Source organism: Sporomusa malonica (assembly GCF_900176355.1).
In the GTDB taxonomy this organism is placed as follows: Bacteria; Bacillota; Negativicutes; order Sporomusales; family Sporomusaceae; genus Sporomusa; species Sporomusa malonica.
Genome location: NZ_FWXI01000020.1, coordinates 25,440 through 43,259 on the forward strand (window position 1 = coordinate 25,440; position 17,820 = coordinate 43,259).

16 protein-coding genes are annotated in these 17,820 nt (G+C 47.2%); 14 read left to right on the forward strand and 2 right to left on the reverse strand.

The window, feature by feature from the left end:
- Positions 1-78: 78 nt before the first annotated feature.
- The 3 genes from B9A22_RS18935 to B9A22_RS18945 all read left to right on the forward strand — a co-directional run bounded on the left by B9A22_RS18935 (position 79) and on the right by B9A22_RS18945 (position 3,335).
- Entirely contained in the window at positions 79-1,695 is a 1,617-nt protein-coding gene (locus B9A22_RS18935) for a CTP synthase (RefSeq protein ID WP_084577506.1), read from the forward strand.
- A gap of 117 nt (positions 1,696-1,812) precedes the next feature.
- Positions 1,813-2,739, forward strand: a complete 927-nt coding sequence (sppA, locus tag B9A22_RS18940) for a signal peptide peptidase SppA (RefSeq protein ID WP_084577507.1) — start codon at positions 1,813-1,815, stop codon at positions 2,737-2,739.
- 14 nt (positions 2,740-2,753) lie between these two features.
- Positions 2,754-3,335 carry a Yip1 family protein gene (locus tag B9A22_RS18945; RefSeq protein ID WP_084577508.1) on the forward strand — a complete coding sequence of 194 codons (582 nt, stop codon included), beginning with the start codon at positions 2,754-2,756 and terminating at the stop codon, positions 3,333-3,335.
- Here B9A22_RS18945 and B9A22_RS18950 read toward each other — a convergent pair.
- Positions 3,332-5,071: a DUF6044 family protein gene (locus tag B9A22_RS18950; RefSeq protein ID WP_084577509.1), complete on the reverse strand. Its 1,740-nt coding sequence runs from the start codon at positions 5,069-5,071 to the stop codon at positions 3,332-3,334. The genes B9A22_RS18945 and B9A22_RS18950 overlap by 4 nt on opposite strands.
- A 335-nt stretch (positions 5,072-5,406) precedes the next feature.
- Between B9A22_RS18950 and B9A22_RS26390 the strand changes: the two genes are divergently transcribed.
- The 6 genes from B9A22_RS26390 to B9A22_RS18975 all read left to right on the forward strand — a co-directional run bounded on the left by B9A22_RS26390 (position 5,407) and on the right by B9A22_RS18975 (position 9,517).
- Positions 5,407-5,628, forward strand: a complete 222-nt coding sequence (locus tag B9A22_RS26390) for a response regulator (RefSeq protein WP_281252413.1) — start codon at positions 5,407-5,409, stop codon at positions 5,626-5,628.
- A gap of 38 nt (positions 5,629-5,666) precedes the next feature.
- Positions 5,667-5,825: a response regulator gene (locus B9A22_RS26395; RefSeq protein WP_281252414.1), complete on the forward strand. Its 159-nt coding sequence runs from the start codon at positions 5,667-5,669 to the stop codon at positions 5,823-5,825.
- Between the two features lie 173 nt (positions 5,826-5,998).
- Positions 5,999-6,634, forward strand: a complete 636-nt coding sequence (locus B9A22_RS18960) for a hypothetical protein (RefSeq protein ID WP_084577510.1) — start codon at positions 5,999-6,001, stop codon at positions 6,632-6,634.
- A gap of 43 nt (positions 6,635-6,677) precedes the next feature.
- On the forward strand, positions 6,678-7,322 hold the full coding sequence (fsa, locus tag B9A22_RS18965) for a fructose-6-phosphate aldolase (RefSeq protein ID WP_084577511.1): 645 nt from the start codon (positions 6,678-6,680) through the stop codon (positions 7,320-7,322).
- Between the two features lie 104 nt (positions 7,323-7,426).
- Entirely contained in the window at positions 7,427-8,392 is a 966-nt protein-coding gene (glpX, locus tag B9A22_RS18970; RefSeq protein WP_084577512.1) for a class II fructose-bisphosphatase, read from the forward strand.
- Between the two features lie 228 nt (positions 8,393-8,620).
- A complete protein-coding gene (locus tag B9A22_RS18975; RefSeq protein WP_425441425.1) occupies positions 8,621-9,517 on the forward strand; it encodes a peptidoglycan DD-metalloendopeptidase family protein in 897 nt (298 codons plus the stop codon).
- A 284-nt stretch (positions 9,518-9,801) separates the two neighbouring features.
- Here the strand turns inward: B9A22_RS18975 and B9A22_RS18980 are convergent, their stop codons facing one another.
- Positions 9,802-10,734: a bifunctional UDP-sugar hydrolase/5'-nucleotidase gene (locus B9A22_RS18980; protein WP_084577514.1), complete on the reverse strand. Its 933-nt coding sequence runs from the start codon at positions 10,732-10,734 to the stop codon at positions 9,802-9,804.
- A 315-nt stretch (positions 10,735-11,049) separates the two neighbouring features.
- On the opposite strand from B9A22_RS18980, the gene B9A22_RS18985 reads away from it, so the two are divergent.
- From B9A22_RS18985 to B9A22_RS19005, 5 genes are all read left to right on the forward strand, one after another.
- The gene (locus B9A22_RS18985) at positions 11,050-11,448 is read left to right on the forward strand and encodes a hypothetical protein (RefSeq protein WP_084577515.1); all 399 of its coding nucleotides are present in this window, start codon (positions 11,050-11,052) and stop codon (positions 11,446-11,448) included.
- 17 nt (positions 11,449-11,465) lie between these two features.
- Positions 11,466-11,714 (forward strand): anti-sigma-F factor Fin, encoded by a 249-nt coding sequence (locus tag B9A22_RS18990; RefSeq protein ID WP_084577516.1) that lies wholly within the window; start codon positions 11,466-11,468, stop codon positions 11,712-11,714.
- A 109-nt stretch (positions 11,715-11,823) separates the two neighbouring features.
- Complete coding sequence (gene mfd / locus B9A22_RS18995) at positions 11,824-15,123, forward strand: transcription-repair coupling factor (RefSeq protein ID WP_084577568.1); 3,300 nt, start codon at positions 11,824-11,826, stop codon at positions 15,121-15,123.
- Between the two features lie 189 nt (positions 15,124-15,312).
- Entirely contained in the window at positions 15,313-15,879 is a 567-nt protein-coding gene (spoVT, locus tag B9A22_RS19000) for a stage V sporulation protein T (RefSeq protein ID WP_084577517.1), read from the forward strand.
- A gap of 339 nt (positions 15,880-16,218) precedes the next feature.
- Entirely contained in the window at positions 16,219-17,820 is a 1,602-nt protein-coding gene (locus B9A22_RS19005) for a putative polysaccharide biosynthesis protein (protein WP_084577518.1), read from the forward strand.

Below are 17,820 nucleotides of genomic sequence, written 5' to 3' on the forward strand. Positions count from 1 at the left end.
GCATAATTAGGTTAGAAAAATTGAGAATGTTAGTGGATTATTAACCACCATGGAGAGTTAGTAGGAGGATATTTTTTTATGGCTAAGTATATTTTTGTGACCGGCGGCGTGGTATCTTCACTTGGTAAAGGGATTACGGCTGCGTCGCTCGGGCGTCTCCTGAAAAGCCGCGGGCTTAAAGTCACCATTCAGAAGTTTGATCCGTACATAAACTTTGACCCAGGCACCATGAGCCCTTATCAGCATGGCGAGGTATTCGTCACTGAAGATGGCGGTGAGACAGACCTAGACCTTGGCCATTATGAACGGTTCATTGATATTAACTTGAGCAAGAGCTCAAATGTCACAGCCGGCAAGATATATTGGTCAGTGATCAATAAGGAACGTAAAGGCGATTACCTCGGCAGTACAGTCCAGGTAATTCCTCATATTACCAATGAAATAAAAGAACGCATCTACCGGGTTGGTAAAGAAGACAATGCCGATGTAGTTATTACCGAAATCGGCGGTACTGTTGGCGATATTGAGAGCCTGCCGTTTCTGGAAGCCATACGCCAGGTAAAAAAGGAAGTAGGTAAAGGCGGCGTACTCTATATTCACGTTACGCTTGTGCCTTATATCTCAGCAGCAGGTGAGCTCAAAACCAAGCCTACCCAGCATAGTGTAAAAGAACTTCGTAGTATCGGCATCCATCCTGATGTCATTGTGTGCCGTACTGAGCATGAAATCTCCCCGGAGATGAAAGAGAAACTGGCCTTATTCTGTGATATTGACGGCGATGCCGTTATCCAGAACAAAAATGCGGCCAGTATCTATCAAGTGCCGCTTATGCTGGAGAAAGAAGGCCTTGACCGCATCGCCATGGAGAAACTTAACCTTGCGGACACTGGGGCTGATATGACTGATTGGCGGCAGATGGTGGACAAGATTATGCATCCGTCCCAAAATGTACGCATTGCTATTGTTGGTAAATATGTCGCACTGCAGGATGCTTACATGAGTGTATCTGAAGCCTTGCGCCACGGCGGTATCGCCAATGATGCTGCCATTGAAATAAAATGGATAAATGCTGAGGATATTGAAGACGGACAGACAGATCTAGCTGCATATTTTGCTGATATTGACGGCATTCTGGTGCCAGGCGGCTTTGGTGACCGGGGTGTAGAAGGCAAGCTTAAAGCCATCCGCTATGCCCGCGAAAACAAAATTCCCTTCTTTGGCTTGTGCCTTGGCATGCAGTCAGCTGTCATCGAATTTGCCCGTAATGTTTGCGGTTTAACTGATGCTCATAGCTCAGAGTTTAATCCAGACACCCCTTATCCTGTTATTGACCTTATGCCAGAACAGGCAGCTGTGGAAGACAAAGGTGGTACCATGCGCCTTGGGGTTTATCCTTGTAAAGTTATGGAAAATACGCTTACCTATAAGGCTTATCAGGACGAAATTATTTACGAACGCCACCGTCATCGCTTTGAATTTAATAATGCCTATCGTGAGCAGCTGTCCTCAGCAGGTCTGTTGATCAGCGGTACGCTCCCTAACGGGCGGCTTGTTGAAATCGTTGAAATAAAAGATCATCCTTGGTTTGTTGGCACCCAGTTCCATCCGGAATTTAAGTCGCGTCCGACTAATCCCCATCCGCTATTTAGGGATTTTGTCAAAGCATCGCTAGCCAATAAGCGGGGTAAGATATAATGTAAAAAACTGTTGGAGGTTTCTCCAACAGTTTTCTTTTAAAGCAGAAGGCAAAAGAATTATCTACAGTGCTTTACGTATCCTTCGGGTATTTACCAATTTAAAGGAGGTAGGCTTGTGTTTAAGAAGTCAGTCGTTCTTTTCTTAGCCTTACTTATCGGCATATCTATGATTGCCGCACTGTTTACCACTCCCGGCCTTAAACAAAGGAAACTGGCTAATAGTGACAAATTAGCCATCATCTATGTCGAAGGAATGATTATTGGTGGCCGCGGTCAAGTCGGTCTATTTACCGAGGGTGGTGGTACAGACCACCTGATTCGCCAACTGCATGCTGCCAGGGATGACGCATCTGTCAAGGCAGTTGTGCTTAGAATCAATAGCCCTGGCGGCACAGTACCCGCCTCGCAGGAAGTTGGGGAAGAACTAAAAAAACTTCGGGCTGCAGGCAAACCGGTCATCACCTCAATGGCTGACATGGCAGCCTCTGGTGGCTATTGGCTGGCGGCCTGCACAGATAAAATCTATGCCAACCCCTCCACAATTACCGGCAGCCTTGGCGTATACATGCCATATTCCAATTGGGAAGAATTATACAAAAAAATTGGAGTTCGTCAGGAAAAAATTAAGAGCGGGCCGCATAAAGATATTCTATCACCTGATCGTCAGCTGACAAATGAGGAACGTGCCATCATTCAGGATATGGTTGACGACATGTACAATCAATTTGTTGAGGTAATTGCTGAAGGGCGCCACCTTGACCCGGCGAAAGTACGCCAATTGGCAGATGGCCGTATTTATACAGGGCGGCAGGCCAAAGAACTGGGTCTTGTCGACGAACTAGGCAACATGTATGATGCCATTGACGGCGCAGCTGCCATGGTTGGGATTCAAGGAAAGCCTGAAATTGTTGAATATGGCAAAATGGGCGCCATTGAAGCGCTGCTAGGTGCTCAGGACAGTTTAAATACAGACCAGATAATGCTTAAGCGTCTAAAAGAAATGCTCTCGGCCAATCAGTCGGCCATGCCCCAGAGCTATTAAGGGGAGGGGATTTAATGGGCAGTTTTCTTGAGACCGTCTATGATGTATTGTTTAACCCTAAAGAGGCTATGCAGATTATTGCCGAAAAAAAATTGACCGGGCAAGCGCTGGTCATGTTTACCATAGGCATGCTTGTTCCGGTTTGGGCAGTATATGCTGGTATTAAAGATACAACAGGCGTTCCGGCCGTCGGTTTCCTCTTTATTCTCCATGGCATCGGCAGTTTACTCTTCTGGGTAATCAGTGCAGCTGTACTCACCTTTGTTGCCGAGCTCTTCGGCGGACGAGGAACGGCAGTTGGCTTGTTTGCTGCCTTAGGTTTTTCTCACCTGCCCAGGGTAGTTGTCATGCCGTTATGGGTAATTGCCTCCCTGTTGCCAGCAGGTATCCAGGGAGCAGCTTTCGGTGTTATTGGCGTAATTGTTGTTATTTGGACACTTTCTCTCCATGTGGCCGCCCTGCGGGGCGCTCATGGTCTGTCAGGCATCAAAGCCGTCCTAGTGCTTGTGGCGCCGATGCTGGCCTTAATCGGAACCATTACCGTGCTCGTTATTTTTGCCGGGTCAGCCCTTATACACCTTCCATTTTATGGCTAACGTGCCTGGTAGAGGTAAATCTCCCAAGGCGACCACGGCTCAGTAAACCGCTGTAAAAAGTCAAGACCATTTTCTCGATAATTGGTTATTTCGGCGGCCGATAAGATATATTGGCCGCCTAATTTTTTGAAGGCCGCTATGTCAAGCTCCATAGAGGTAAGCTTTAGCTGATAAGACCTTCTTACCTGGTAATATTCAAGCTCAGCAGGAAAGAGATAACAGGTTATGCCCCAGTTATCAAAATATCGCTGCCAGAAGGGATTCTTGTCCAATTCTTTGGCCATGATTTGCCGGAAGGCGTGCTTATACTCAAGTGGATAAATATTGAGCCGTCCATCAAGTGTATAGAAGCCGTTATATTGGGTAATGGCTGGATAGAGGCCAATGCTGGCAACACGGTATTCTTGCTTTGGTTGACCAATGTAGTGATCTACCTGCTTAAGTAGGCTGTCTGCAAAAAATTCTCCATAGCTGATATTCTCATACAGCCAGGCGTTCTCCATAACGGAGACGCCTGTTTGCTCTTTAATGACCAGTTGGTACTCAATATTATTACCAAATAAATACCCCAGCTGCAGTACAAGTATAAGCGCTGCCAGCAGTCGGCCAATGTACCGGATATTGGCGATAACAGTTAAGCTCAGGGCAAAAATAGTATACCATAGGAGTGGATGCAGCCAGTGAAACCGTTGGATCTGGAAAGTATTAAAAAAACTGATGCCTGCGACTGTTGTCATAAAGAGCTCTGAATAGCGCAGTCCATAGAAAACTGACAGGCAGAGTGCCAGAGCTAATAACAGCACAATTAATTTACACTCGCGTTTCTGTCGCCAGCCAAGAACCAGTGCCAGCGGCACGGCGATAAAGAGAATATATCTGTGTAAACTGACAGCATGATATTGCCCGTTGATAAAGTTCTCCATAATGAGCGCCTGGACGCCTGGCCAATCCCGGGATTGCCCTAGGAGAACCCGGTTAATTTCCTCACGGCTTGATACAAAACCTTCACTAAAAAAAGCATTATAGATAAGCCATACTTCAGTTATACAATAAGCACCAGCTAAGAGCGCGATCGCTCCCCAAAATTTGGGGCGGTTCTGGCGGGTTCGCCAGTAATCGTACAAAGCAGCCAGCCCAAGTGCAGCCAGGATAAACACACCCACCAGCGGTAGTGACGAATACAAGGAAAAAATAATAATGATTATGGCGGGTATTGTCATTTTTTTAGCATTAAATGCATTGAGCATCGCATAGAATAGTAAGGGCTGTCCGGCAATTGACAGTCCGTAGACGGTGTAAAAGGGGATGGTAGCAAAAGATGCCGCGCCCGCCCACGCTAGCCAGGCCTGACGCTGATCGGAGATAACATAGTGCCTGAGCAAAAGAAACATGCCAATAAATGCGGTGCTATGTACAAGCAGCATATTGACAAGATAAGCGCGGAACGGCGGTAAAATGAGATATAGCCAGGTAATAATGTTAAACCCGCTTGGAAGACAACTCCGCGGTAATTCACCTAGCATTTGACTAACGGTTCCTGTAAGGTCAAATGTTTTACCGCTATTTACCAGAACTGTCCAAGCGGTAATCCAGTCAAGATTATCGTTGATGGTAAAGTGAGCATTTTGCCGCAAAATAATAAATGGGGCTAGATAGGCCCCGAGTACACTTGTAAAAATAAAGGCAGCTTTGTGCCTTACCAGGAAATTGAAAATAGTATGCAGTAGCCCAAGCATAATTACATCTACCTCGTTACGGAATTATTTTTGTCCTGTTAGAAAGTATAACTTTCCGCCTGGATAAGGCAACATCGACTTCCGCTTTCGCCAAGGCTCGGCGCAAGCCGTGTTTTCTTTAAAATTAAGAGTGGGTTAAGCTCTCATTATTACAAATTTTAGCATAAATCCAGCCAGTTTAAAAATAATTCCATAATAATTAGAAAAAAAACAAAATAATTTCTATTTTCTTCCAGAAATTAGCAGGAAAAATTCAATTAATTGCGAATATGGTTATATTAGGAAAATAACGGATATCCGAACGAATTTTATGGAGAAAGCAAGGTGCAGAGACTATGGGTAAGTCCCAGGCTACTATTCTAGTGATTGATGACCAACCTGGAATTAGAAGATTGCTTACTGAAGTTCTCCAGGATGAAGGTTACAGTGTTATGACAGCCGCTAATGGCTATGAGGGTATACAGGTTGCGACAGATACGAAACCAAATGTAATTTTAATGGATATGAAGATGCCTGGTATGGATGGAATTGAAACATTAAAGGAACTGAAACATTAAAGGAACTGAAACGGCACGGGCAGGGTGATCAGGTAATTATGATGACTGCCTACGGCGAACTGGATATGGTTAACGAGGCTCGGGAAGCAGGCATGCGAGATTATATTACCAAACCGTTTGATATTATGTCCTTATGCCAGATCATTGAGGCACATATCGACAATAGTTTTGAGACACGCCAGCGGCTAATTGGCTAAATCAAAGGGATGACCCGGGGCATACAGGCCCCGGGTTAATTACTGCCGTCAGCTTTAGACCTTAAAGGATTGGGCAACTGCGGTTTGCTTTACCTGAAGCTGCCAAGTTAATTAAGTTAGGCAGGAATTTTTCCGCTGGTGGCGAAGTATAGGGAGCAAGGGGGGGATATCAATTGGTCATTAGCGCTGTTTCCACGTTGGCGCTTTATTGCGCACGGTGTGGTAATATTGAATTGCATAATGTCTCCCGGTTTGTTATTAATAACTCTCGGCGTCAGCTTGTCTGCAGCTGCGGTCAGGTACAAGGTGCCATTGCCAGCGCGGGGCGGCATCAGTATTTATTGGATATTCCCTGCGTAGTGTGTGAGACCAATCACTTAATATTTCTTGACAGCAAGCTGTTCCTGCAGCCGAAGGCAAGTAGGATATATTGTGCCCAGGCTAATCTTGAGCTTGGTTTTATTGGCAGCCCTACCGCTATTGCCGAAACCATTGCCAGACATAAGCAGGAAGTCGCTAGCATAGCCAGTGAAATGGCGCAGCAGCCAGACGGTCAAGGGATAGAAAACTCGCAAATTTTATTGGAAATTTTAAATAAAATTCATGATATTGCCGAGCAGGGAGGGGTATACTGCTGTTGTGGCAATTCAGATGTTGAAGCCGAGGTGCTTGTCGATGCCATCGAAATCTCCTGCAGTCAATGTGACGGGCGGCTGGTTATCCCTGCTAAAGACGAGCACGACTTGGCGCAGGTGTCTGCCATGGGCATTATTGAACTAGTTCCTCTTAGACGTACTAGCCGTAAATAAGCAAGGAAAATAGAATGTTAAAAGAAAAGTGAGTGAGGTTACAGTGAAATTTTTTCTTGATACAGCCAATATTGTCGAGATCAAAGAAATTTTGCCAGTAGGTATTGTGGCCGGTGTGACCACCAACCCATCACTGATTGCCAAAGAAAAACAGGATATTAAGGCAGTAATAAAAGAGATTGCTTCACTGACGCCAGGACCGGTAAGTGCCGAGGTAATCAGCACCAAATTCGAAGAGATGCTGCCGGAGGCGCGTGATCTGGCTAAGCTTGGCGATAATGTGGTCATTAAAGTTCCTATAACCATTGATGGTTTAAAAACAGTAAGTGCCTTGGCCGCAGAGGGGATCAAAACCAATGTTACTCTGATTTTTTCAGCCAATCAAGCGCTTTTGGCTGCCCGGGCGGGTGCTGCTTTTGTCAGCCCGTTTGTAGGTCGCCTTGATGATATTAGCCAGGATGGTATTGGACTGATCAAGGATATAGCCGATATTTTTGCCATTCACGGTATTGAGGCAGAGATCATTGCCGCCAGCATCCGTCATCCTCTGCACGTTACCCAAGCAGCGCTGGCGGGGGCTCATATCGCTACTGTGCCTGCCAAAGTTTTGGTATCGCTCTTAAATCACCCGCTGACTGACGCAGGGATTGAACGCTTCCTGGCTGACTGGCAAAAAGCCAACATGTAAGACTGTTGATAACTTTTCGTTTCTGAACAGTCTTGGAGAGTAGAGGTTGCCGGGCCGAGGCCCGGCATAAATTTTCCTCATAAGAATTAAGGAGATGTAACACTATGGAACGTGAACTAGCACTGGAATTTGTACGAGTTACTGAGGCTGCGGCTGTTGCCTGTGGTCGTTGGATGGGACGCGGAGATAAAATTGCCGCAGATCAGGCGGCTGTAGATGCTATGCGTGCTGCCTTTGATACGGTAAATATCAGTGGGCGTGTGGTAATTGGCGAAGGGGAAATGGACGAGGCTCCCATGCTTTATATTGGCGAGGAAGTTGGTCACGGCGGCCGCGCAGTAGACATTGCCGTTGATCCATTGGAAGGGACTAATCTGGTCGCCAAAGGTCTGCCTGGCTCTATTGCCGTGCTGGCCATAGCGCCACGCGGCTGCTTGCTGCATGCGCCAGACATGTATATGGATAAAATCGCTGTTGGGCCGCGGGCCAAAGGAAAGATTGACATAAATGCCCCTGTGATAGAGAATCTGAAAGCTGTTGCCTCGGCGCTTGACCGCTCGGTAGAAGACCTCACGGTTGTCATTCTCGACCGCCCGCGACATGCTTCGATTGTTAAGCAAGCCCGCGATGCTGGGGCTAGGATCAAGCTAATTACTGATGGTGACGTATCGCCAGCTATTAATGCGGCTATTGAGGGTACCGCTGTCCATATGCTCTTAGGCATCGGTGGCGCACCTGAAGGGGTATTGGCAGCAGCTGCCATTAAATGCCTGGGTGGAGATATGCAGGGAAGACTATGGCCGGAAAGCGATACCGATATAGAACGGGCTAAGGCCATGGGGATTGCTGATATCAACAAAGTATTTACAATAGACGATTTGGTAAAAGGTGACGAGGTCATTTTTGCGGCTACTGCCATTACTCAGGGAGACCTTTTGAACGGAGTACGGTATTTTGGCGGTGGTGCCCGCACACATTCGATTGTAATGCGTGGCTCGACCGGTACTGTGCGGTTTGTTGACGCCATCCATAAGTTTGATAAAAAACCTATGCCAATTAAGCGGGCATAGGTTGTAACGAAAATACGAGATTGCTTCACATATGTTCGTAATGAAAAGAGGGCCTGTTCCCTGTACCGTCATTGCGAGCCATAGTGTGGCAATCTCGTTTTCTTTAGGTATGTCTACAGAAAAATAATCCAAGTCATGCATATTTTGAGGGCCTGTCGCTTATGCTAATACTGGGGATAGTTTAGGTCAACAGCCTACTAATGTTGACTGATAAGCCTAGTAAGCGAGGTGACGATATTGAATTTGCTGAAAATGAATGCCAAGCAATGGGCCTATGTGGGCGGGGTTGCATTACTGGCTGGTGTATGGGCAGCTCCCAGTGGCGTGCAGTCACTGCCTGAAGCACCTGTGGTGACTGTACCGTCACGGGTCGAACAACAAGCTATTCAAGCGCCAGTTACTGCACCTGAGACCAGCAAGCAAGTCATCCAGCAATATACTGTTGTTGCTGGCGATACCTTGAGTGGAATAGCCGAGCACCACGGCATTGACCTTGAGACACTTACGGCAGCCAACCCCGGCACCAGCGACCTTATCCACCCCGGCGACCAGTTAGTCATCCTCCCTAATAAGGGCGTTATGCACCAAGTAGATACTGGTGATACTTTATGGGATATTGCTCATACATACGGTGTACAGGTTGAAACAATTAAATCTGCTAATGGGAAGAGCAGTGATGATGTTGCTGCTGGCGAGAAACTCTTTATTCCCGGCGCACGCTGGGCCAGAGCTGACACAGCGGTAGCACGGGCATCCTACAGCCGTTTTATTTGGCCGACTAGAGGCGAAATCTCCTCGCCATTCGGCTGGCGCTGGGGGCGTCTGCACGCTGGCGTTGATATTGCCAATGACATTGGTACTTATGTCATGTCCGCCCGGGCTGGCCGGGTTATCTGGGCCGGCTGGCGGGGTGGCTACGGCTATGCCGTTATGATTGATCATGGCAGCGGTTATGTAAGCTTATATGGTCATCTTGACGACTACTTTGTCGAAAGGGGCCAATACGTACGAGCAGGCCAGCGGATTGCCTCAATGGGCAACACCGGCAACTCAACCGGACCACATCTGCACTTTGAAGTTCAAAAAGATGGGCAGCCAGTAGACCCAATGGGATTACTGCCGTAAAAAATAAATTGCCACGTCGCTAAGACGTGGCAATCTTTTTTTATTTATACGCTGTGTTAAGACTTCGCATGTGTCTGAGCCAATCGGGTGAAGGAGACTCTCCACCATTCCCCAGTATCCCGATGTTTCAGCAAAGCTGAAACGAGTCGCTATTCCTTGAAGTAATGAATTGCGCCGCGAACGTTCAGAGTGCCCCAGATGCGAGGCGGAAGGAGGACGTGAAGCGCGGCGTACTGGGAAGTACGTTAGCAAGCGCCCGGACTGACAACGAAGCAGGTGGGGTGCTATGGACGTTTGCTTATGTGTTGTAGTGTAGCATCATGATAAGGCCACGCCGCATCCGCCATCGCCTTATCAACCGGAGCAACTACTGCATAAATGCTTGTAGTTTCAGTTTGTTTCAACATCCATTTCTTATTAATCTTTTCAAAAGTAAGCTCGGTCCGGCTTAAGCTGCTGCCGAATTTACCGGGGGAGGCAGCCATAACTCCGTTAACTTCCAAACCGTTATTTTTGACGATAATTACAGCATCCACTTTATTGTTCAGCTTTTTAACTGTAGCGTTAATTGCGGCTGTCTGATCGCTAAACTTAAGTCCGGTATAATTCTGTGGGGTGCTGTCAGGGCTGGCTGCCGATACGCCGATAATGCCGATACGGATCTTTTCTTTCTTTTTATCTTTGCCTACTTCAAATTCTTTAATCGTGTACGGTTTTATAGCAGATCCGAGGCTGCCGGAACTATGGACGTTAGCTGCCAGTGCAGGAAATTTCGCAGCAGCGAGTGCTTTGGATAAGTAATCAGGCCCGTAGGCGAATTCACCTTCACCAAGCACAAGTGCGTCATAGTCCAGATAGTTGTACATGGCAATCATCGGAATAGGAAGTTTGGATGGCTCGGTGGCAAAATAGCGAGTCAGGGGCGTGCCTGAGAGCGTATTGCCAGCATCGACTAAGAGGGTGTAGGGGTTACCCTGGCGTTCTTTTTTCACCAGACTCGAAATTTTAACAAGGCCAAAATCGGCAGACCCGGGAAGATTATAATCCCAGTTAATGATATGGCCGTTCAGGCCGGCAGTTGCCAGCACAGTCACCTTAACTGGCGCAGGCGGGGCTGCAGGCTGCTTCGGAGCAGCCTGAGTAATTGTTGGCAGGCACCAGATAACAGCTAAAGCCAGCGCTGCCAGCCGTAATAATTGCTTACAAGATTTTTGCAAAACTATCCCTCCAAAATATGAATTCAATGAATCATTGTTAATCCGATGACTAACCCGCTCTAAGACTCCCATCTTCTACAAGTGGGAGTTAAGAGCGGCTAAGTCCCTGGATAAGGGCGACTAACCTTCAGATGGGGTTAAAACCCCACCTGAAGCTAAGTCTACTTTATGATTTCGCCGTTTACAACCTTTTTTCCTGTCGAATATTCCCTGACAAAGCAAAAATTACCGGATAGATACAGCGCAGTATATAGGCCTGTTTTTTCGGGGAATAATAGTTGTACCATTGAAGAATAGTGAGATTGCGAGGTATTCATGGCCTATGTGATCGCCGCGCTGATGGCCGGCCTGAGTTTTCTATTGAACAAGCTGTTTTTGCGGTATATTGGGCCGATAACAGTCATAAGCCTGGGACCGATTACTGAAGAAGCGGCCAAAACGCTGTTTGCGTATTATCTAGGGGCTGGCATTATTGACGTGCATATGGTATTTGGCGTAATTGAGGCCACGTATGACTGGCACCAGGACGGCGGTAAGAACCTGACTGCCCCGCTGCTAAGTATTGCCGGGCACAGTCTGTTCGGGGCCGTTACCGCCGGCATACTGTTTGTGACAGGCCGTGTATGGCTTGGTTTGGCTGCAGGTATTATAGTGCATCTAGCCTATAATGTTACTGTTGTCAGGCTGGTCTCTGGAAAAATGACCAAAAACTAACAAGAGAGGGAGCATCTGTGAAAATTTTTTATACTTGCGAATATTGCGGCGATCATATCGATACATTAGAAGTAGATCAGGTAGATGAGACCAAGTTTGGGTTTGATTGCTTGACTGCTCAGGAACGTCAGGATATAATTAAGACTGATGTCGAGCAAAATGCTATCCATGTTAAGTCGCTCTGTGATTTTTGTATTACCTCGATGGGACTTGACGATAATGTTTCACTAGGCATGCCTGCCATCAACAAAGGCTATATACACTAAACATAGTGATTATTTCTTAAACACATATATATAAGGGCTTTAGCCTAGGCTAAAGCCCTTTTGGTACTACCTGGACTGGTGAGAGGTACTTTTTATGGGAGAAAAAACAATGCTGACGCTATTTGCCGCCTTACATGAGGATAAGCAGCTTATAGCAGCTCAAGCCGCCTTTAGGGCGGTGGATGCTCAGAGTGTAATCTACGGCGTAACCGGTTCGCAAAAAAGTGTGCTTATGGCTGCTGCATTTCAGGCTTCGCCCCGGCCGACAGTCATAATCACCGCCGGTCACGAGGCAAATGAGATGCTGCGAACTGATTTTGCTGCACTCTTGCCCTATGTGCCGGTAGTAGAACTACCGGCTATTGACATTGTCACCTTTGCGGCGGCTGCCAAGAGCGTTGAGCTGGCGGCAAAACGTATGGATGTTTTGAGCCGCATGGCGCGGGGAGAAAAAATTATTGTTTTGGCAGCTGCTGAAGCTGCTATGCAGAGAGTACTTCCCAAGCAAGAATTCTTGAACAGCCGGATTACGGTTAGCAGCAGCGGGGTGGTAAGTCGTGAGGAGCTGATCAGCTCTTTGGTCGGGTTCGGCTATGAGCGGGTCGACCAGGTAGACAGCGCCGGACAGTTTAGTGTACGCGGCGGTATTATTGATATTTTTGCTGTTAACCGGAGCTTGCCGCTCCGGCTTGAACTATTTGGGGACGAGGTTGATTCGTTACGTGAGTTTGATCCGACCAGCCAGCGTTCGGTAGCAGATCTGGCTTTAGCAGACATTATGCCGCTGACTGAACCTGAATCAAGTGGTAAGCCTGCGGTTTTTGCCTCCTACCTGCCGGCTGGCTCTTGTCTTATTTTAGACGAACCGGCACGAATCAGAGAGCAGATGACCAAAATCGTCAAAGAAAACCCGGATATAAAACGCCGGGTCTTTGGCTGGACTGAAATGACGGCTGCTTGTCAAGCGTATAATGTAGTCTATTTATCACTCTTGCTGCAGAAAATCCCAAATACGCAGCCTACGGAAATTATTAGCATTACAGCCAAAGGCATTGCGCCATTTCATCGCCAAATTGACATGTTGATTACCGAAATCAAAAATTGGCAGGATAAAAAGTACAACATTGCCTTATTTATGCCTAACTGGGATAAGGCGGAAAATATTCGTCAAAACCTCTTTGACGAGGGAATAACAGCAATTATGGCTCAGACAGGGAATATGCCGCTCATTCCTGGTACGGTCATTGTGCTGGCAGGTACACTGTCAGGTGGCTTTGAGCTGCCGCAGGCCAAGCTGGTTGTTTTAACTGAGCTTGATATATTCGGACGGCAGAAGAAAAAACGCCGGCCCCGTGTTGGCAAGGACCAGCAGATTACTTATTTTCGTGATATCAATCTTGGTGACTATGTTGTTCATATCAATCATGGTATTGGTAAGTATGTTGGCGTCGAGACACTGGAAGTCGGCGGCGTTCACAAAGATTATCTGCATATCCGCTATGCGGGTGATGACAAGCTATATGTGCCGACCGATCAGGTAGGGCTTTTACAAAAATATATCGGCGCCGAAGGTGAAGTGCCGCGCCTCAGCAAAATGGGCGGTAGTGATTGGCTCAAGGTCAAAACCAAGGCCAAAGCCGCTGTCGCTGACATGGCTAAAGAACTGATTGAACTATACGCCCAGCGCCAATTGCAGGTAGGTTACGCCTTTGGCCCTGACACGCCCTGGCAGCGAGAGTTTGAAGACGCCTTTCCTTATGAGGAAACACCAGATCAACTGCAGGCCATTACAGAAGTAACTCATGATATGGAACAGCCGCGGCCTATGGACCGGCTATTATGCGGCGATGTCGGTTTCGGTAAGACCGAGGTGGCCATTCGTGCCGCCTTTAAAGCTGTTATGAGTGGCAAACAAGTGGCTGTGCTGGTACCTACCACTGTCTTAGCGCAGCAGCACTATCAGACGTTTAGTGCGCGCTTTTCCGGTTTTGGCCCAGTCGTTGACGTTGTCAGCCGATTCCGGAGTGCGCGGGAGCAAAAGGCGACCCTGCAAAAACTGGCGCTTGGACAGGTAGACGTGCTCATTGGCACTCATCGCATTTTGCAATCAGATGTAGTGTTCCAAGATCTGGGACTCCTGATTGTTGACGAAGAGCAGCGGTTTGGCGTAGCCCAAAAGGAAAAGATGAAAAAACTCCGGTCTAACCTGGATGTGCTTACCCTTAGTGCCACCCCGATACCGCGCACTCTGCATATGTCGCTGGTAGGTGCGCGTGATATGAGCATTATTGAGACGCCGCCTGAGGACCGTTTCCCCGTACAAAGCTATGTTGTTGAATATAATGAAGAGATCATTCGTGAGGCCATTGTTCGTGAGCTAAAACGTGGCGGCCAGGTGTATTTTGTTTACAATAGAGTACAGACTATTGATAAAGTACGCCAGCGCTTAACCGAAATTTTGCCTGATGCTACAATAAAAACAGGCCACGGACAGATGCCTGAGGAACTATTAGAGCAGGTTATGCTGGACTTTTATGAAAACCGTGACGATGTGCTTATCTGCACAAGTATTATCGAAAATGGCCTGGATGTACCTAATGCCAATACCATTATTGTGTATGATGCCGATCATTTTGGTTTGTCCCAATTGTATCAGATGCGCGGGCGGGTTGGGCGTTCTCATCGCATGGCGTATGCGTATTTTACCTACCGGCGGGACAAAGTACTTACTGAAGTGGCTGAGAAACGGCTGCAGGCTATCAAAGAATTTGCCGAACTGGGCTCAGGTTTCAAAATTGCTATGCGTGATCTTGAAATCAGAGGCGCAGGCAACATATTAGGCCGCGAACAGCACGGGCATATTGTGAGTGTCGGCTTTGAAATGTATTGCCGTCTGCTTGATGAAGCAGTTGAGGAACTCAAGACTGGCAACACTGTTTCGCTGCCTCCAGACACAACCATTGAACTCAATATCGATGCCTATCTGACTGGCGACTATATCAGTGATGCTATGCATAAGATTGAGATATACCAGCGGATTGCTGCTGTGCGCCAGGAAGCACATTTGATTGAACTGATTGATGAGCTAATCGACCGTTTTGGTGAGCCACCACTGCCTGTCACCAATCTCTTAGCTGTTGCCAGGATCAAAAATATGGCGCGACAGATTGGTGTTCGCACAATTGCCGAGCGGGGCGGATGGGTGGAAGTTGTTTTCGGCGATACACCCAATGTGGCTGATGGTGGGTTAGTAAATTCCAGGAATCTTTTTCCAGGTAAACTAGCCTTTATTCCCGGACCGCCTGAAACCATGCGACTGGCAACTTCGCGACTTACCATGCCGCTCCTAGAAGCGTTAACTAAGTTATTCTGTGTATTAACAGGGTTGACATACGTGGAAAAAGTGTAAACTTATTCCACGATCGCAAGCCAGAAAAATGAATAAAACGAGTCTGCTGGATATATACTACTATCAATGAATGATTAGGATATTGCTAAGGAAGGGCCTGATTTATTCGCTGTATAGGTTTGCTACGATTGGCACACGAATTTGTTTCATCTTAATTAGTCTGCAAAAGCTGTAGAAAGGGGGATACTGGTGAAGGCAACCGGAATTGTACGCAGAATTGATGATTTAGGCCGAGTTGTAATACCAAAAGAAATCAGACGAACTCTCAGAATCCGTGAAGGTGATCCGCTGGAGATATATGTTGATCGTGAAGGTGAGGTAATACTCAAAAAATATTCGCCGGTAGGAGAACTTGGGGACTTTGCTAAAGAATATGCCGACTCGCTATTTGAGGCCATTGGCCATATTATCCTGATCGCTGACCGCGACAACGTAGTAGCTGTCGCCGGCGCCTCTAAAAAAGAGTTCTTAAGCAAGCCACTTGGTCCAGCTGTTGAAAAAGTAATGGAAGAGCGCAAGACTACTCTCATTGCCAATCCAGGCGAGTACAAACACTGCAAAGGTTGTGCCTCCCAATGTGAGGACGACGAAACCTGCAAGTTCACCGCTGAAGTCATTGCTCCAATTATTGTTGAAGGCGATGCCATCGGCGCAGTTATTATCTGCTCCAAAGAGCCAGGTGCCCAAATGGCTGACATGGAGGTTAAACTAGCCGAAACAGCTGCAGGATTCCTGGCAAAGCAAATGGCTCAATAACATTCACACAGCATAAAATGACAAGTAGCGGACAATAACAATTACTGTTAGGTTCGCTACTTTTATATTACTTTTAGCCGTACTTCTAAAGCGATTTATCCGATGACTAACCCACTTCCTGTGCCCTTTAGGGTATAAGACTCCCGCTTCTATAAGCGGGAGTTTAGGAGGCTTCCCTGGAAGTTGGGCGACTAACCTTCAGATGGGGTTAAAACCCCGTCTGAAGCTAAGTCTACTTTATTTTATACGCAATTATATATAGTGTTTTATTGACAATAAGATTTTGCTATAATAGTAAAGATGGCCGGTTAGGCCAAATTTTGGAGAGGAATGACTCGTTTGAGTAAAGATACATTTTTAAAAGGTGCGTTTATCCTGACAGTCGCTGGTATTGTTGTAAAAATAATCGGCTCAGTGAACCGAATTCTGTTATCCCGCCTTTTAGGCGGCGAAGGGGTAGGCCTATACCAGATGGCGTATCCTATTTACCTCTTAGCGCTTAGCGTTTCATCGGCAGGTATTCCAGTAGCCATTTCCATAATTGTGGCCGAAAAGCTGGCTCGTAGCGACTACCGCGGGGCTAACCGTGTATTTCGCATTTCTTTGGGTGTGCTGGCAGCCACTGGCCTGTTGTTCACTTTTCTTTTATACTATGGCGCAGGCTGGTTGATTGAACATAATTTTGTCCGCGATCACCGGGCGTATTATGCCATTGCTGCTTTAGCCCCAGCTATCTTTTTCGTCACTGTATTATCCAGTTACCGCGGGTACTTCCAGGGACTGCAGATGATGACACCGACAGCCGTCTCGCAGATTTTTGAACAGCTTTTCCGCGTGGTTACGATGATTGCCTTTGCGTATATCCTGTTGCCGCGAGGACTTGAGTTTGCTGCTGCCGGAGCCAGTTTTGGCGCTGGCCCAGGTGCTGCCGCCGGCCTCTTAGTACTATTGTACTTTTACTGGCGTCACAAACCTGGATTCAAGCATCAAATGGATACCCAGCCGCAAATCACTCAGGAGTCCAGTCTTAGCATAGTTGGACGGATTGTAAAATTGGCACTGCCTGTATCATTAGCTAATATCATGTTGCCGGTGGTGTCAAATATTGACCTATTAATTGTGCCAGCCAGGCTGGAGGTGGCAGGCTATACGGTAGAACAGGCCACAGAACTGTTTGGTTATCTCACCGGTATGGCTGTGCCGCTTGTTAACCTGGCAACAATATTGACAGCATCTTTGGCTGCCAGCTTGGTGCCTGCCGTGTCCGAGGCATATACCCTGGGGAACAGACAACGAATTTATCAACGTACAGCAACAGCTATGCGTATTTCCAACTTGATCACCATCCCGAGCTTTGTGGGTATGGCGCTCTTGGCTACCCCGATCTCCCTGATGCTGTACGGAACACCTAACGCCGGTTTGGCCATCGCAATACTGGCAGTAGGCATTTTCCTCTTAGGTATACACCAGGTAACAACTGGTGTATTGCAAGGATTGGGCCATACCGCTATCCCTGTGGTCAACATGGCCATTTCGGCTGTTGTTAAAATCATTATGAGCTGGGTATTGACGGCTATACCGTCTCTGGGCATCATGGGCGCGGCATGGGCCACTGTTGCCGACTTCGGAGTGGCTGCACTATTAAACATGTTCTTTGTGTACCGCTATGTTGGTTTTAGTCTTAATATTAAAGATACCTTTAAAGCGATAGTGGCATCAGCTGTTATGGGTGCAGTTGTGCTGCTGGCCTATGATCTGATTATGAGCCATACGCTCCATAATACGCTGGCTACCTTAGGGTCAATTACTGCTGGGGGCGCTGCTTTCGGGATTGTCTTGCTACTAGTAGGTGGTATCGAGGCCCGTGATATTGAACAATTGCCTCGTATCGGCGGTAAAATGGCTGATATTTTGATTAAATTGAAATTATTGAGGCGATAA

Excerpts from the sequence above, each read along its gene's own strand:
- B9A22_RS18950 (WP_084577509.1), bottom strand. The coding sequence starts at position 5,071 with ATGCTTGGGCTACTGCATACTATTTTCAATTTCCTGGTAAGGCACAAA.
- B9A22_RS18985 (WP_084577515.1), top strand. The coding sequence starts at position 11,050 with ATGGCCTATGTGATCGCCGCGCTGATGGCCGGCCTGAGTTTTCTATTG.
- B9A22_RS26390 (WP_281252413.1), top strand. The coding sequence starts at position 5,407 with ATGGGTAAGTCCCAGGCTACTATTCTAGTGATTGATGACCAACCTGGA.
- mfd (WP_084577568.1), top strand. The coding sequence starts at position 11,824 with ATGCTGACGCTATTTGCCGCCTTACATGAGGATAAGCAGCTTATAGCA.
- B9A22_RS26395 (WP_281252414.1), top strand. The coding sequence starts at position 5,667 with ATGATGACTGCCTACGGCGAACTGGATATGGTTAACGAGGCTCGGGAA.
- B9A22_RS18945 (WP_084577508.1), top strand. The coding sequence starts at position 2,754 with ATGGGCAGTTTTCTTGAGACCGTCTATGATGTATTGTTTAACCCTAAA.
- glpX (WP_084577512.1), top strand. The coding sequence starts at position 7,427 with ATGGAACGTGAACTAGCACTGGAATTTGTACGAGTTACTGAGGCTGCG.
- B9A22_RS18935 (WP_084577506.1), top strand. The coding sequence starts at position 79 with ATGGCTAAGTATATTTTTGTGACCGGCGGCGTGGTATCTTCACTTGGT.